This window comes from Roseiflexus sp. (genome assembly GCF_057785375.1).
Window position 1 is genome coordinate 50747 of record NZ_JBYNRX010000009.1, and the last position, 14014, is coordinate 64760.

Genomic DNA, 14014 nt, shown 5'->3' on the forward strand with positions numbered 1-14014 from the left:
AACCTGGACAATCATGGACGTAGCACGGCTGACGTTGGCTGAGCGCGCGCCGTAGTGTAAAAAACGCAACCTGGACAATCACGGACGTAGCGCGGCTGACATTGGCTGAGCCTGTCGAAGCCAACGTCAGCCGCAAGATGGTCAACACGGGCAATCATTGTGCAGCTTCCGATTGATCGCCCTATAAGAGCGTGTCTGAAAAGGCGAATTGAGCGGGCGAAGGTCTTCGCCCACCCAACATTGCATTTTATGATGCGGGTTTGCAGACACGCTCCCAAACGTCGCTATGCTTCTTTGCGCAGGTACTTTCCCACGAGCAGATCAACCTGCGCGCGTTTTTCGGGCGGGATGACGGCGGGGTCGGTGATAATGGCGGTCGCCAGGGCGCGATGCGCCGGGCTGTCGAAGCCGTCGCCGATCAGGGGAATGGCGCGCCGCACGACATCCTGGGCAAGCCGCGCGTTTGCCTGGAGCACCTGCACGACCATTTCGACCGTGACCGCGTCGTGCCCCGGATGCCAGCAGTCGTAGTCGGTCACCATTGCCAGCATGGCGTAGGCGATCTCCGCTTCGCGCGCCAGTTTGGCTTCGGGAAGCGCGGTCATGCCGATCAGGTGGTGCCCGCGCCGCCGATTTTCTTCGCTTTCGGCAAGCGTGCTGAACTGTGGACCTTCCATCACCACCAGCGTGCCGCCGCGATGGACGGTGGCGCCGGCGGCGCGCGCCGCCTGCTCCAGGCGGTCGGAAAGCCCGGCGTCGAAGGGGCGGTCGAACTGCACATGCACGACCAACCCGCCGCCGAAGAAGGTGTCGGGACGATGCCCTTTGGTGCGGTCGTACAACTGATCGGGAATGACGATGTGCCCAGGGGCGTACTCTTCACGCAGGCTGCCGACGGCGCTCACCGCGATCAGGGAGCGCACGCCGAGCATGCGGAAGCCGTAGATATTGGCGCGACCCGGCACTTCGCTCGGTGAAAGACGGTGACCGACGCCGTGGCGCGGCAGAAAGGCGACACGATACCCTTCAATCGTGCCAATCACATAGGCGTCGCTCGGCGCGCCGAAGGGGGTCTGCAACGTCACGCGCTCAACGTCTGTGAGATCGTCCATTGCGTACAGACCGCTCCCGCCAATGACGCCAATTGTGGCGCGCTGTTCCGTCTGTTGCGCTGCGGTCATACGTTGCTCCGGGAAAGTTACACCGCCTCGTCCATACGGCGGCGGTACTCCTGCCGTTCGGCGGAGCGCGGCACCAGGATAGGGTGCCCGCGCCCTTCGACCACTTCGGCGTTGATGATACACCGCCCGATGTGTTCCTGCGACGGTATCTCGTACATCACATCGAGCAGGATTTCTTCAACAATCGTGCGCAGCGCGCGCGCACCGGTCTTCGACTGAAGCGCCCGTTCGGCAATCGCTTCGAGCGCATCGGGAGTGACTTCGAGTTCAACGTGGTCGAGGGCCAGCATTTTCTGATACTGTTTGATAATCGCGTTGCGCGGTTCGGTCAATATTCGGATCATTGCCTGCTTGTCGAGCGGGTCGAGCGCGGCGACGACCGGCAGCCGCCCGATGAATTCGGGAATGAAGCCATAACGCAGCAGGTCGTCCGGCGTGACCTGCGACAGCAGCGATGCAGGAGCGTCGGATGGTTCGCCTGCGTGAAAGCCAATGCTGCGCTTGCCGCCAATGCGCTGGCTGATGATTTTGTCGAGACCCTCGAAGGCGCCGCCGCAGATGAACAGCACGTGCGTGGTATCGAACGAAATGTACTCCTGCTGCGGATGTTTGCGACCGGGGACGGGCGGAACGTGCGCCACGCACCCCTCGAGGATCTTCAGCAACGCCTGTTGCACGCCCTCGCCGGACACATCGCGCGTGATCGATGGGTTATCGCTCTTGCGCGCGATCTTGTCAATCTCGTCAATGTAGATGATGCCGGTCTGCGCGCGCTCGATGTCGCCGTCCGCCGCCTGGATCAACCGCAGCAGAATATTCTCGACATCCTCGCCGACGTACCCGGCTTCGGTCAATGCGGTAGCATCGGCAATCGCGAAAGGCACGTCGAGCACACGCGCCAGCGTTTGCGCCAGCAAGGTTTTGCCGCTGCCGGTCGGACCGATCAGCAGAATGTTGCTCTTGCCGATCTCGATGTCATCGGCGTTCTGCCCGGCACGCAGCCGTTTGTAGTGATTGTAGACCGCAACCGACAATACCACTTTCGCGCGATCCTGCCCGATGACATACTGATCGAGCCATTCGCGCAACCGGCGCGGCGTCGGCAGGCGAGCCGGCAGGTGAGCCGATGAACGTCGGGGTGATGGACGCGATCCGGTTTCTTCGGCAATGATGGCGCTGCACAGCGCCACACACTCATCACAGATGAAAACCGTGCCGGGACCGGCGATCAGGCGCTGCACCTCTTCCTGTCCGCGTCCACAGAAGGAACAGAAGTATGCGCCGCGACTATTCGGCGAATTGGGGTTGCCGCCGCGTGTGCGAGACATAGGCGCTCCTGTAGCCACTCAGCGGCGTTCGCCAGCCGCTTGCAGATCTTCACGAGTCAGGATTTCGTCGATGATGCCATACTCTTTCGCCTGCTGCGGATCCATGAACAGGTCGCGGTCGAAGTCGCGCGCAATGCGCTCGAGCGGCTGGCCGGTATCCTTCGCCAGCAGTTCACGGATCAGTTGCTGTTCGCGCAGCAATTCACGCGCCATGATCTCGACGTCGGGCGCATAGCCGCGTGCGCCGCCGCCAGCCGGGTGCATGTGAATAGTCGAGTGTGGCAGGCTGTAGCGCTTGCCTTTCGCGCCGCCAGCCAGGATCGGCGTCGCCATGCTCCCCGCCATACCGACGCAGACCGTCGCCACGTCGGGACGAATGACCTGCATGGTGTCATAGATCGCCAGCCCCGCCGTGATCGAACCGCCAGGGCTGTTGATATAGAGCCAGATGTCGCGGTCCGGGTCTTCATGTTCGAGGAACAGCAACTGAGCGACGATCAGGTTGGCGATCTGATCCTCGATCGGCGTTCCCAGCAGAATGACGCGCTCTTTCAGCAAGCGCGAATAGATATCGTAGGCGCGCTCGCCACGATTGGTGCTCTCGACCACCATCGGGATGAGCGACTCAATGCGCGGCGCAGTCCAGTCCACGCGATAGTTTGATTGCCAGATACCCATACTTTTTACTCCGTTCTTGTTTGGTGGGCTGCCGCCTCGACGGCAGCGCCATCTTCTGCAGACGCAACACGCTCATTTTCCTCTGATACGGCAGGCGTTGCATCGGGGATGGAATCGGCTTCGTCCGCAGGCAACTCGCCAGCCTCGGCAGACGGTGCTTTATCGGCGGCTTCGTGCGGTTCATCGACAACAACAGGTGTGGCGCTCTGTTCAGCAGACAGCGCTTCGTCTGCGGCGGCTTCCTGCGACTCATCGGCAGCGTCAGGCGCAGCGCGCTGTTCAAACGACGGGTCGCCGGTCGCAATCGTGAGGATACGGCGGCGCAGTTTGCGATCCACAACCCCGGCAGCGACGAGCGGAAGCAACTCGGAACCCAGGATCATGCGAGCGCTGTCGCGCCGCTCCTCCTCCATACCCGCCACAATGTCTTCGATCTCCTGCGTGATCTCCGCCTTGTTCGGCGCCAGCCCTTCGGCTTTCGCAATTTCACGCAGCACGAGACCGCGTTTGGCGCGCTCTTCCGCCGCCGGTTTCAACTCCTCGATCCAGTCTTCGCGCTTCTTGCCCTGAATCTCATAAATCTGTTCAGGGCGAATGCCATAGCGCTCATACTCCGCCTCGCGCTCGCGCAGCATGCTGTCCGCTTCCCGTTCGATCAGCGCATCAGGCAGGTCGAAGGTCGTGCCCGCGACGACCTGGCGCACATACTCGCCGAAGACTTCGTCCTCAGCGTTCCTGCGCGCCGCTTCGATGAGTTCCTGGCGCGTCTGCTCGCGTAGTTCGTCGAGCGTCCCCTCGAAGTTCTCCAGCGCCGGCAGTTCGTCCCATTCCGGCAGAAGACGCTCCTGGATCTCCAGAACGTTGACGACGAAGCGCACGTCCTTGCCGCGCACCTGCTCATTCTCGTGATCGTCCGCCATGCGAACCGTCACATCGACCATCGTGTTGGGCATCACACCAAGCAGCGCCTCGTACAATCCGGCCACGATCCGCTCAGGGTCGAGCACCAGCGTGGATTGGGGGATCTCCTCATCCTCAGGGCGTGGGTCGAGCGGTTCGCCATCGACATACGTTTCGAGCTGCACTGTCAGTTGATCGCCGTGTTGCGCCGGGCGCGGCTCTTCGAGCGCACGCAACACAACGTGCCGGTCCCGTCGCGCTTCCATCGCGCGGTTGAGCGTTTCGTCCGTCACCTCGTCCGGCTCGAACGGCACATGGAAGGCGCGATAGTCGGGCAACTCAACGGTCGGCGCCACCGGAACTTCGACCGTAAACGTGAACGGCGGCGTGTCGAGATTGACGGCAATGATGTGCGACTGCGCATACGGCTCGATGTTTTCCTGCTTGATGGCATCCTGGAACGCCTTGTTGATCAGGTCGTCGGACGCTTCTTCGAGCAGGGCTTCGCGCCCGAAATAGTTTTCGACAATGAAACGAGGCACTTTTCCTTTGCGAAATCCAGGGATGTTGTACTTCTGCGACATCCGGCGCGCCGCGCGATCCAGCGCCTTCTCGATCTGTTCTTTATCGAGTTCGACGGTCAGTTCGAGAATACTGCGAGGCTTCTTTTCGGTTGTAACCTTCACCGACACCACTCCAGAGGGCTAGAAAAAGTAAAGCAATTCTTGAGTATTATAGCACGAAGAAACGTGGGCGCAACGGCGCGGGACGGGGCAGGGTCATAGCATGACAGGAATCGCCTCGTTTCTTGCAGACTGCACCCGCGCGATCCCGCTATGCGCCTGATCGCCCGGCGGCTGATGGACTTTGAATAATTATCCCGCTATCCGCCTTGTAGCCCGCCTGCGCGGGCTGGACGTGGCGATACCGGATTAATTGCTCAAAAACCATAACTGGTCTGTAAAGCACGTTTTCCGGTGATGGTCCAGGCATGCATGGTCAGGCGGCAAGCAAGCGCGTCTCTGTGGCGCTACGCTTGGGCTGGCGACTGAAGTCGCGCCGGGCAGGCGTTCCGCCGGGCGTCCACCTGCGTGGACGCCGCCGGTCTCGTCCGCGCAGGCGGACGGGCGGCCGCAGGCCTGTCAGGGGCGATGTCAATCGCTGGCCGCCGGAGCGTCGTGTCCTGACCCATTATGCCGGCGCCCTTCCGATGATTCATCGGTTGCGTGTGGCGAAGAATCCGCCGTGTCCTGATGCAGGATACCCTTCGTTGCGCTCAGAGCTAAAAAAGTAAGAAAACTTCGTGTACTGACTAATAACGCCCGCACCGCGCCCGCACCGCGTCAGCGGGGCTGGAGCGGTGCAGGCGCATGCGCCGGAGCACGGGCGCGACCGCGCCCTTCGTGTGCGCAGCCCGACAGTTGAGCCCTTCGACCCTTCGACCCTTCAACCTTTCGACAATCTCAGGGCTCAGGACGCCGCGGCGGGCGGTGCGGCGGGTTGCCGCCTGACCACGCATGCGCGGACCTGCATGGGTGCAGGCATGATGGGACAGGAACCACTGCGGTTCTGGCAGACGGCGCTCGCGCGGACGTAAACGCCCGTGCTGCGTGGACGAAGCCCCGCTGACGCGCGGCTAGCGCGGTGCGGGCGCATGCGCCGGAGCGAGTGCGCGGCAGCGCCCTTCGTGCGCGCAGCTCGACGGTTCAGCCCTTCGACCCTTCGACACGCTCAGGGCGCCGCGTCGGGCGGTGCGGCGGGTTGCCGCCTGACCATTCATGCCTGGACCCGCATGCGATCTTTGCGCAGGGCTGCGCTTCATGGTACTCTGATAGCAATGGGAATGACGAGGTTGAATAAGGAGCCGGTCGGGCGACCAGGCTCCCTTTCGGTGTTGGTGACCGATGTGACAACGACGATTCTTTCGCTGACGACTCTCCTCGATGAAATAACGGCGCTGGCGCCGGTTCAGGAGTTGATCGCAACGCTGCGCACCTGCGCTGGTGCGCGCCTGCATGTTGCGCCCGCGCCGGGAGCGGCGCGCGCGCCGCTGGTTGCTGCGATGGCTGGCGCAATGGCTGCGCCGGTATTGTATGTGGTGAGTACAACCGATGCGGCGCTGCGTGCCTGTGACGATCTGCGCCAATGGCTCGGCGATGATCGCGTGTTGATCTTTCCGGCAAGCGACGCGCTGCCGTATGAGCATATGTCTACCGGTGGCGACATCCTCGCTGCGCGCATGCGCGTTCTGCATCGCCTGGCGGCGCACGACGCCGGCGATGGCGCGCCGCCGCCGGTTGTGGTGGCGCCGGTCAGGGCGTTGATGCAGCCAACGCTGACGCCGGCTGAACTGCGCGCCGGCAGTATTCCTCTGGAGCGTGGCGCACCATGCGTGCTGGACGTTCTGATGGAACGGTTGATCGATCGGGGGTATCGCTATGCGCCGACGGTTGAAGAGCCAGGCGAGGTCAACCGGCGCGGCGGCATTATCGACGTGTTTCCGCCGGGAGACGATCTGCCGCTGCGGATCGAGTTTTTTGGCGATGAAATCGACAGCCTACGGCGCTTCGACCCGCTGACGCAGCGTAGTGAGGCGCAGATCGGCGCAGCGATCGTCGGTCCGCCGCATGAGGTTCCGTTGTGGCGACGCGACGCAGCACTGGCGCGTATGCGCGATATTGATACGTCGGCGCTGCGGCGCGAGGCGCTCGATGAATGGCTGCAGGCGTTCGAGCACATCCGTGGCGGCGAGCGGTTCGAGGGGCGCGCATTGTTCGCGCCGTTCTTCCGCGATGAGGCGGGCGATCCGGCCACGCTGCTGCGCCATCTGCCGCCGGGCGCAATCGTTGCATTCAATGATGCGTTACTGCTGGCGCAGCATGCCGCAGAACTCGATTATCAGGCGGAAACGCGCCGCCGCCAGCAGGTCGACGCCGGTGAACTTCCGGCGGCATTTCCGCGCCCCTATCTGCGCTGGCGCGAACTGATGGCGCAGGCGGAGACGCTGACCCTGGCGGATTTCAGCAATAACGAGCGACCGGTGTGGGATGTGTTACTGCCCGACTCCGCATCGCCCGTCGCGCCCCTGTCGGGCAATGGCGCCGATCCTTCTGAGACGCATACATCAACGAGCGCCGATCCGCCTGACGAACGTTTCCGTGTGTATCTTTTGCCGGAGCATCTGGTTGTGCCTGCCGAACTGTTTGGCGGGCAGATCCGGCGTCTGATCGAGGATAGTGTTGAACGGTTGCACAAAGGTGAGCGGGTTGTCGTGGTGACGCCGCAGGCGGCGCGCTTGCAGGAGCTGGTTGCAGAAGGCGTGCAGCGCGAAGCGTCCGATGACTCAGCAGTCGATTCGTCATTGTTTACCGCCATCCATGGCTCGCTCGACGCAGGGTTCCGTTTGCCCGCATTGCGCCTGACACTCTACAGCGATAGCGAAATCTTCGGCTGGCGGCAGCGCCGGATCACGACCGAGCGCCGCCGGCGCCGTGAACGCAGCGCCGAGGATCGCGCAGCGTTTCTGCGCGGGCTGAAACCTGGCGATTATGTGGTGCATATCGAGCACGGCATTGCGGTCTATGAAGGATTGGTGCGGCGGAGCGTCGGCGGCATCGAGCGCGATTACCTGAACCTGCGGTATGCCGAAGGCGACCGGCTCTACGTTCCGGTCGATCAGATCGACCGCGTCTCACGCTACATCGGCGCAGGCGATGCCGAACCGCATCTCACCCGCCTCGGTACGCAGGATTGGGAGCGCGCCAAGCGCAAAGCGCGCGCCGCTGTGCAGGACCTGGCGGACGATCTGATCGGTCTCTATGCGCAGCGCCAGCTGGCGGAGGGGCACGCATTCAGCCCTGATACCGACTGGCAACGCGAACTCGAAACCAGTTTCCCGTATGTCGAAACCCCTGACCAGCTCAAAGCGATCATTGATGTCAAGCGCGATATGGAACAGCCGCAGCCGATGGATCGCCTGATCTGCGGCGATGTCGGGTTCGGCAAGACGGAAGTGGCGCTGCGGGCGGCGTTCAAAGCCGTGCAGGATGGCAAACAGGTGGCGGTGCTGGCGCCAACCACAGTGCTCGCGCAGCAGCACTACGACACCTTCAGCCGGCGTATGGCGGCGTTCCCGGTGCAGGTCGAGATGATTTCGCGCTTTCGCTCGGCGAAGGAACAGAGCGATATCGTGCAGCGCCTGGCGCGCGGCGAGATCGACGTTATCATCGGCACTCATCGCCTGCTCTCGAAGGATGTGATCTTCAAGGACCTCGGGTTGCTGGTGGTCGATGAAGAGCAGCGGTTTGGCGTGCGCCACAAGGAGCGCATCAAGCAGTTGCGCACTAATGTGGATGTCATTACCCTGACGGCAACCCCGATTCCGCGCACGCTCCATATGGCGCTGGCTGGCATCCGCGACCTGAGCGTGATCGACACGCCGCCTGAGGATCGTATTCCGATCAAGACCTACGTGCTCCCGTATGACGAGCACATGATTCGTGAAGCCATTCTGCGCGAACTCGACCGTGGCGGGCAGGTCTACTTCGTCCACAATCGGGTGCAGAGCATCTACTACATCGCCGACCGGCTGCGTCAGCTTGTGCCGGAAGCCAGGATCGCCGTCGGGCACGGGCAGCTCGATGAGCGTCAACTCGAGCGGGTGATGCTCGATTTCTTCACCGGCAAGGATGATGTGTTGGTCTGCACGACGATTATCGAGAGCGGGCTGGACGTGCCGAATGCCAACACGATCATTATCGACGATGCGACGCATTTTGGGCTGGCGCAGTTGTACCAGTTGCGCGGGCGGGTAGGGCGCAGTACGCAGCGCGCTTATGCGTATCTGTTCTACCGGTCGGAACGTCCTTCGACGCCGGAAGCGCAGGAGCGACTCCAGGCGATTCAGGAGGCGACCGAACTCGGCGCCGGATTTCGCATTGCCATGCGCGACCTCGAAATCCGAGGCGCGGGAAACCTGCTCGGCGCTGAGCAGAGTGGGCACATTGCCGCAGTGGGGTTCGACCTCTACTCGCGTCTGCTTGAACAGGCTGTGCGCACCCTGAAACAACGGTTGATTGCGACGAACCTGCTCACCGGCGCCGATGCCCGGCGAACACCCGCGCCGACCGGTGCGGCAGAGTCAATCGCTCGACCACATCGACCATCGTCGGCGCCCAGGCAACCACCGGTCAAAGTTGACGAAAAAGTGCTCATCTCGCCGCTGGTCACGCTCGATCTGCCGCTCGACGCCTACCTGCCCATCGATTATGTTGGCGACGATCAGGTGCGGCTAGCGGTGTATCAGCACATGGCGGCGGTGCAGACGCTGGAAGCGGTGAACGACCTGCGTCAGGAGTTGCGCGATCGGTTCGGCGAACTCCCGGAACCGGCGGAACAGTTGCTCATCTGGCTGCGGATTAAGGCGCTTGCGCTGGCCGCAGGCGTCACCTCGGTAGTCACGACCGACGAGGAGTTTATTGTGCGACTGCCAGAAGGCGCCGACGGACAGCGAGCGCGTCTGGAGCGCCGTTTTGCCCGTTCCAGAGGTATTCGCATTGGTCCGCAGTTCGTGCGCATCGATCGGCGGGTGCATAATGCCGGCGGCGACCCGGCATGGATCGAGGCGTTGTGCGAGGTGTTGGGGGTGTTGGGGGTTCCAGGTTGAAGGTTCCAGGTTGAAAGTGGAACGTGCCCGACCCTTGAGGTCTTTGCCAATAACCTGGCTCTGCACGAGAACGACGCCAGCGGAACGGTCTGCGCCCTCTGTTTGCGCCCATTCTGACCTCAAGGGTCTTGGGGGACGTTGAACGTGGGAAGGCGGCAGGTAGGGGCGCGCCAGCGGCGCGCCCCGGTGCATGTCAGTGCACCGTTGAGAACGTTGAGTGTTGCAGGTCTGCTGGCGGCGCTCGTGCATCCGGCGCATCCCACGTGACCGTCACCTTCAGGGCGTGGGAGTCGGCGAGGCATTGGGTGTGGCGGATGGCGTCGGAGACGCCGTGAGTGTGGGTTCGGAGGTGGCGGAGGAGGGCGTGGCCGTTGGCGATGGCGTTCCGGCATCCGCCGAACCGGTGGTGGCGGTTGGCGTTGTTTCAGGAGTGACTGTTCCGGGAGTCGCTGTTCCAGGAGTCGCCGTCACGACTGAGGGAGTAATCGTTGCAGTGCCCGTCACGACCGTCGGTGACACGACCGGCGTGGCAGTGACGGAGGGCGAAGGCGGCGCAGGTGTTGCCGTCGGCGTCTCAGTCGGCAGAAGCGTTGGTGTTTCGGTCGGCATCTCGGTCGGCGCTTCGGTCGGCGTCTCTGTTGGCGGCGTCGTTGGGGGCGGTGGGGGCGGTGGGATAAACACCGGCGCCTGCGTCGTCGGGAGCGGCGTGGGCGGTTCGGGAGTCGGCGTCTCGGTTGGGCGCGGCGTTGCCGTAAACGTCGGTGACGGCACCGGCGTCCAGGTCGGCGGGAGGGGCGGCGTTTCCGTCAGCAGCACCGTCGCCTGCGGGCGCGTCGGCTGCACCTGCCCGGATGCGCCGAATACTCCTGCTCCGAAGAGCGCCGCGATCAGCGCTACAATCAGAATACCGGCGCCGACAGGACCAACGATTGCCCAGCGCACGCCGCGCGATGTGGAAGTGCGCCGGGGCGTTGCGGCTGGCGACGAAATGGCTTCCGATGGGGATGACTCCTTCGCACGGATCGGCGGGGCGCCGACCGGCGTTGGCGGCGCGGTGCGCACCACGTTGTTGCCGGGCGACGGGGCAGGAGGGGCCGCGCTGGCTGCGTGCGGGACGGTCGTCTGCGGCGACGCAAGGCGTGGCAGCGCGAGGTCGGCAACATCTTGCTGCGAGGCAGGGAGTATATCGTTGCGCCGCGCGACGATGCGCAATGCTTCGACAAAAGCGGCGCCGCTGCCGAAGCGCTGTTCGGGGCGTTTGGCAAGCGCGCGCGCCAGCACCAGGTCGAGTTCCGGCGGCTCACGTGGCGCCAGCGACGATGGCGGCGGCGGCGGCGACTGCACATGCGCCATGATCAACTGCGGCGTTGCGCCGGAAAAGGGCACAACGCCGGTGATGATTTCGTAGGTGACAATCGCCAGCGAATAGAGGTCGCTGCGTCCATCAACGCGCTGCGCCGATGCCTGTTCTGGCGAAATGTACTCCGGCGTTCCCATGAAAATGCCGGTACGGGTGAGGCGCTCACCGTCCGGCGCCTGCGCAATGCCGAAGTCGGTCAGCAGAACGCGCCCTTCGATATCGATCAGAATGTTATGCGGCTTGACATCGCGGTGAACGGCGCCCTGCGCATGGGCGTGGTCGAGCGCGTCTGCGATGGGTGCGACAATGCTGATCGCTATCGCCAGGCCGAGCGCGCCGCGTTCGCGAATGATAGCGTGCAGCGTCCGCCCGCGAACATATTCCATGGCGATGTAGCGCAGGCCGTTGGCTTCGCCAATGTCGTACACCGGGACAATATTGGGGTGGCGGAGGTTGGCGACGGTCACCGCTTCACGTTCGAAGCGTCGTTCGAACTCCGGATCGAGCGCCAGGTGCGGCGCCATAACCTTGAGTGCGACGGTGCGCTTGAGCGAGGTGTCGAATGCGCGGTACACCCGCGCCATCCCGCCGCGCCCGATCTCTTCCTGTACCAGATAACGCCCAAGGCGCTGACCAATGAGGCGGGTCATTCCTGCTCCTGCATCGCGCCAGCGCTGCGTTGCGACCTGCTGTTCACTCGTCTTGTCATCAGATAGCCGCAGATGGTATAATCGCCTGCAGTACCCAACGATTGTACCACATCGCGTCAGCGATGCCGATAGCGCCAGGGCGAAGGAAATTTGGAGGAGTTCCATGCAGTCGGGCCCCGTACCAATCCTGATTGTTCGGCGTCAGGACGCCGAAGCAATTCAGGTCGAGTGGGATCGTCCGATCCTGACCGTGGGTCGCGACCCCGCGAATGATATTGTGATCGAACACCCGCTCGCATCACGCCGCCATGCACGCTTCGAACGCGACGAGAACGGGTATGCGATTCGTGACCTCGAGAGCACCAATGGAACCTACGTTAATGGGGAGCGGATCGAGGGGGTGCATGCGTTGCACAATCAGGATCGCATCTGGGTGGCTGATGCCGAGATTGTGTTCAACGACCCTGAGGCCACTCAGAAAGGACCATTGCCACTCGAGATTCTCAAGCGCGTGCGCGCTCACGAGGAGGTGTTGCGCGTCGATAGTCGCGCCAAAGAAGTCTACATCTCCGGGAAACTGCTTGATCCGCCGCTGACCGTGAAAGAGTTTCAACTGCTCGAGTTGTTGTACACCCACAAGGGGCAGGTGTTGAGTAAAGACGAGATTGCCAGGAATGTGTGGGATTACGAGGTGTATGATTACAACGCTATCGACGCCCTCGTCTACCGCCTGCGCCAGCGGATCGAAGCGGATCCGGGCAACCCGCGCTTTGTTGTGACTGTGCGGGGATTTGGGTATAAACTGGTGACGCAACCGGAACACGGATGAAGGGGGGGTGGATAGCGGCGTGGTGCGGTTTACGGGCCGTAGCACGCGCTATGCATCCGCACAAGAAGACGCGCATGATCCACACCATTGCTCCACCACGCCGGTTACGCGGCGACATCTCTCTCCCCGGCGATAAATCGATCTCGCATCGCGCGGTGCTGTTGAATGCCGTAGCAACCGGTACTGCTGAAATAACGAACTTCCTCGCCGGCGCCGATTGTTTGTCGACGATTGCGTGCGTTCAGGCGCTTGGTGTGCGCGTCGAACGTCACGAAGATGCGGTCCGTGTGTATGGTGCAGGGTTGCATGGCCTGCGCGAGCCGGTCGATGTGCTGAACTGCGGCAACTCTGGCACGACGCTGCGCCTGCTGGCAGGTATGCTTGCCGGTCAGGAGGGGATGTTTTCGGTGTTGACCGGTGATGCCTCGCTCCGCTCGCGACCGCAGCAACGGATTGTTGCCCCGCTGCGCGCGCTCGGCGCCAGCCTCGACGGGCGGGATCAGGGGAATCACGCGCCGCTGGCAGTCCGTGGGGCGCACCTCCACGGCGGCGTCTACGAGTTGCCGATCGCTTCGGCGCAGGTCAAGAGCGCTCTGCTTCTGGCGGCGCTGTTCGGCGATGGAACGCTTACGCTGACCGGGCGCACCGACGGGCGTGACCATACTGAGCGCATGCTGGCGGCAATGGGAGCGACGATCATGGTTGATGGACCGGCCATCCATCTGACGCCGCCGGATCGTCCTGATGCGTTGCAGCCGTTGTCCTTGCAGGTTCCGGGCGATCCGTCGTCGGCAGCATTCTGGTGGGTGGCAGCCGCGATCCACCCCGACGCCGAAATCACTACGACGGGGGTCTGCCTGAATCCGACGCGCACCGGCGCACTTGATGCGCTCCGCGATATGGGTGCGCAGATTGCGGTGACGAATCAGCGCGTTGAAGGCGGCGAACCGGTGGGTGATGTGGCGGTGCGCTCGTCACAATTGCATGGCATCGTGATTGAAGGCGCGCTCATTCCGCGCCTGATCGATGAACTGCCGGTTCTGGCGCTTGCAGCCGCCTGCGCTGAGGGTGAAACGACCATCCGCGACGCGCACGAATTGCGCGTCAAAGAAACCGACCGTATCGCAACGGTTGCCTCCGGGCTGACAGCCCTCGGCGCTGCCGTGGAGCCGGCGGACGACGGCATGATCATCGCAGGCGGCGGCAACCTGCGCGGCGCTACGCTCGACAGCCATGGCGACCATCGTCTGGCGATGACGTGGGCGATCGCCGGTCTCGTGGCAGCGGGTGAAACCGTGGTGCACGGCGCAGAGGCGGTGGATGTATCATACCCGGAGTTCTGGAGCGTGTTGGGGCGGATATGTGAGTGAGGGAAGCGGCGAGAGGCAAGAGGCAAGAGGCGAGAGGGATTGCAGGTAGAGCC

General features: G+C 63.1%; 8 protein-coding genes. 3 read left to right on the forward strand and 5 right to left on the reverse strand.

The window, feature by feature from the left end; all coding sequences use genetic code 11:
* Positions 1-284 precede the first annotated feature (284 nt).
* From mtnP to tig, 4 genes are read right to left on the reverse strand one after another with little or no spacing between them, the layout of a single operon-like run.
* The gene (gene mtnP / locus AC3EA7_RS01720; protein WP_488612296.1) at positions 285-1181 is read right to left on the reverse strand and encodes an S-methyl-5'-thioadenosine phosphorylase; all 897 of its coding nucleotides are present in this window, start codon (positions 1179-1181) and stop codon (positions 285-287) included.
* A gap of 17 nt (positions 1182-1198) precedes the next feature.
* Positions 1199-2509, reverse strand: a complete 1311-nt coding sequence (gene clpX / locus AC3EA7_RS01725) for an ATP-dependent Clp protease ATP-binding subunit ClpX (RefSeq protein WP_488612297.1) — start codon at positions 2507-2509, stop codon at positions 1199-1201.
* 18 nt (positions 2510-2527) lie between these two features.
* A complete protein-coding gene (locus AC3EA7_RS01730; RefSeq protein WP_488612298.1) occupies positions 2528-3187 on the reverse strand; it encodes an ATP-dependent Clp protease proteolytic subunit in 660 nt (219 codons plus the stop codon).
* Positions 3188-3192: 5 nt separating this feature from the next.
* Positions 3193-4773 carry a trigger factor gene (gene tig, locus AC3EA7_RS01735; RefSeq protein ID WP_488612299.1) on the reverse strand — a complete coding sequence of 527 codons (1581 nt, stop codon included), beginning with the start codon at positions 4771-4773 and terminating at the stop codon, positions 3193-3195.
* Positions 4774-5930: 1157 nt separating this feature from the next.
* Between tig and mfd the strand changes: the two genes are divergently transcribed.
* Entirely contained in the window at positions 5931-9752 is a 3822-nt protein-coding gene (gene mfd, locus AC3EA7_RS01740) for a transcription-repair coupling factor (RefSeq protein ID WP_488612300.1), read from the forward strand.
* Positions 9753-10028: 276 nt separating this feature from the next.
* Here the strand turns inward: mfd and AC3EA7_RS01745 are convergent, their stop codons facing one another.
* Complete coding sequence (locus tag AC3EA7_RS01745) at positions 10029-11762, reverse strand: serine/threonine-protein kinase (protein ID WP_488612301.1); 1734 nt, start codon at positions 11760-11762, stop codon at positions 10029-10031.
* A gap of 163 nt (positions 11763-11925) precedes the next feature.
* Here AC3EA7_RS01745 and AC3EA7_RS01750 point away from each other — a divergent pair, with 163 nt between their 5' ends.
* Both AC3EA7_RS01750 and aroA read left to right on the forward strand, forming a co-directional pair.
* Positions 11926-12591 carry a winged helix-turn-helix domain-containing protein gene (locus AC3EA7_RS01750; RefSeq protein ID WP_488612302.1) on the forward strand — a complete coding sequence of 222 codons (666 nt, stop codon included), beginning with the start codon at positions 11926-11928 and terminating at the stop codon, positions 12589-12591.
* 74 nt (positions 12592-12665) lie between these two features.
* Positions 12666-13961, forward strand: coding sequence for a 3-phosphoshikimate 1-carboxyvinyltransferase (gene aroA, locus AC3EA7_RS01755; protein WP_488612303.1), 1296 nt, complete (start codon positions 12666-12668; stop codon positions 13959-13961).
* Positions 13962-14014: the final 53 nt, after the last annotated feature.